Raw genomic sequence first — 2,764 nt, 5'->3', positions numbered from 1 at the left:
TGGGGGGCGGGGCGGGGGGGGCCAGCCAGTCGCGGGGGCGCTCGTCGACCAGCACGTCGACCCCGGCCTCGCGCCACCAGTCGAGCGTCGCCACCGCCGCGCCGCGCCAATCCAGGTCACCTACCTCCACCGGGGCGCGGTGCCGCGCGGTTGACGCGACCGTCAACCGGCCTACTTGCCGAGCATCGTCAGGGCGTTGCAGGCGCGCGGCAGGAGGAGCGGACATGAGCGAGCGGGAGTCGATGCCCTATGACGTGGTGATCGTCGGCGCCGGCCCCGCGGGGCTGTCCGCCGCGATCCGGCTCAAGCAGCTGGCGCAGGCGGCGGGCGCGGAGCTGAGCGTCTGCGTACTCGAAAAAGGGTCGGAGGTCGGCGCGCATATCCTGTCGGGCGCGGTGATCGATCCGACTGGGCTCGACGCGCTCATCCCCGACTGGCGCGACACCGACTGCCCGCTGGCGCGAACGCCGGTGACGCAGAACCACCATTGGGTGCTGACCAGGAAGAAGAAGTTCACCCTGCCGCACCTGTGGACGCCGCCGTTCCTCCACAACAAGGGCACGTACACCTGTTCGCTGGCGAACCTGTGCCGCTGGCTGGCCGGGCGCGCGGAGGCGCTGGGCGTGGAGATCTTCCCCGGCTTCGCGGCGGCCGAGCTGCTGTTTGACGATCAGGGCCGCGTGAAGGGTGTCGCGACGGGCGACATGGGCGTGGCGCGCGACGGCACGCACAAGTCCGATTACCAGCCCGGCCTGGAACTACATGCCAAATATGTGTTCTTCGCCGAGGGCGCGCGCGGGCACCTGACCAAGGAGGTGATCCGCACCTTCGACCTGGCGAAGGACGCGCAGCCACAGGTCTATGGCCTGGGCGTCAAGGAATTGTGGGACATCGCGCCCGACAAGCACGAGCCGGGCAAGGTCGTGCATACGCAAGGCTGGCCGCTCAGCGAGACGCGCGGCTCGAACGGCGGCGGTTGGATCTATCATCAGGCCGACGGACAGGTCTCGATCGGCTTCGTCACCTGGCTCAGCTATACCAACCCGTATCTGTCGCCGTTCCAGGAGATGCAGCGCTGGAAGACGCATCCGGCGGTGCGCGACCTGCTGGAAGGCGGCAAGCGTGTCTCCTACGGTGCGCGCGTGATCAACGACGGTGGGCTCCAGTCCATCCCCCGGCTGGTCTTCCCCGGCGGCGCGCTGATCGGCTGTTCAGCCGGCTTCCTCAACGTGCCACGGCTCAAGGGCACGCACGGCGCGATGCTGTCGGCGCAAATGGCCGCCACGGCGGCGTTTGACGCGATCCAGGCGGGTCGCGAACATGACGAGCTGGTCGCCTATCCCGAGGCGTTCGAAACGTCGGACCTGCGCAAGGAGCTGTCCGTCGCGCGTAACGTCGTCCCGCTGGTCAAGAAGTTCGGCGATTTCGCGGGCTCCGGCCTGTCGGGCATCACGATGTGGCTGGAGCATTTCGGGCTGAAAATGCCCTTCACCATGGGCCACAAGTTCGATCACGAGCAATTGTGGCGCAAGGACCTGGTCAAGCCGATCAGCTATCCCAAGCCCGACGGGAAGCTCACCTTCGACCGGCTGTCGAGCGTGTTCCTGTCCAACACTAATCACGAGGAGGATCAGCCCGTCCACCTCACGCTGCGCGATCCCGCCATCCCGATCGAATACGACCTGCCGATGTTCGACGAACCGGCGCAGCGCTACTGCCCGGCGGGCGTGTACGAGGTGGTGGGCGAGGACGCGGGCGATCCCCGGTTCGTGATCAACGCGCAGAACTGCGTCCACTGCAAGACCTGCGACATCAAGGACCCGCTGCAGAACATCAACTGGGTCGTGCCCGAAGGCGGCGGAGGCCCGAACTACCCCAATATGTAAGGGGCGGGTCGTCCGGCCCGCGCCGAAAATATATCGCCGACCTACTTGTGCCAAGTTTTTTAAGATGTATCTTAGCTGCATCGTGATACAAAGGAGAATGACGATGTGGCATGGCATGCATGGGCGGCGTGGCCGCGAGGGCGGACGCGGCGGCTGGGAACAATGGGCGGCGCAGTTCGCGGAGCGCTGGGCCGAGGCGCAGACGGGCGCGCGCGGTGGCGGACGGGCGCGGCGGATGTTCGATGGCGGCGAGCTGCGGCTGGTGCTGCTCAAGCTGATCGCGGACGAGCCCCGCCACGGCTATGACCTGATCCGCCAGATCGAGGAGCTGACGGGTGGCGCCTATGCGCCGAGCCCCGGCGTGGTCTATCCGACGCTGACGCTGCTCGACGAGATGGGGCTGATCGAGGAGCAACGGTCCGAGGGTGCCAAGAAGCGCTTCGCCGCGACCGAGGCGGGCACCGCGCATCTGGCGGAGCACGCCACGCAGGTCGAGCGGCTGATCGCGCGGCTCAAGGAACTTGGCGCGCATCGGCAGCGTACCGATGGCGGCCCCGTCCGACGCGCGATGGGCAATTTGCGCGTCGCCGTGCAGGATCGCCTATCGCGCGGGGATGGGTTGGACGAGACGCTCCACGACGTGGCGGCGCTGATCGACGAGGTGGCGCAGAAGATCGAGCGGCTGCGCTGAGCCCGGCGTCACCCCGGGTCAGGTCCGGGGTGACGTTTCCCGATCGTGCAGCACCGTCAGGTACGTCTCCACCACCGCCTGGTTGACCACCTCCCAGCGATAGCCGGCCGCCTTGGCGTGGCCGGCCGCGCCCATCGCGGCGCGGGTGGCGGGGTCGGCGACGATCCGGGCGAGCGCGTCGGCCCAG

Annotated in this window: 2 protein-coding genes; both read left to right on the top strand. The window is 68.1% G+C overall.

The window, feature by feature from the left end; translation table 11 throughout:
• Window positions 1–224: 224 nt before the first annotated feature.
• Window positions 225–1,886 (top strand): electron transfer flavoprotein-ubiquinone oxidoreductase, encoded by a 1,662-nt coding sequence (locus HUU95_RS13395; protein WP_174280558.1) that lies wholly within the window; start codon window positions 225–227, stop codon window positions 1,884–1,886.
• Window positions 1,887–1,989: 103 nt separating this feature from the next.
• Window positions 1,990–2,577, top strand: a complete 588-nt coding sequence (locus tag HUU95_RS13390) for a PadR family transcriptional regulator (protein ID WP_254602802.1) — start codon at window positions 1,990–1,992, stop codon at window positions 2,575–2,577.
• The last annotated feature ends 187 nt before the right edge of the window (window positions 2,578–2,764 follow it).

This window comes from Sphingomonas bacterium (assembly GCF_903643065.1).
Classification (GTDB): domain Bacteria; phylum Pseudomonadota; class Alphaproteobacteria; order Sphingomonadales; family Sphingomonadaceae; genus Sphingomonas.
The sequence above is the reverse complement of the archived record's forward strand: the minus strand, read 5'-3'. Positions and strand labels throughout refer to the sequence as shown.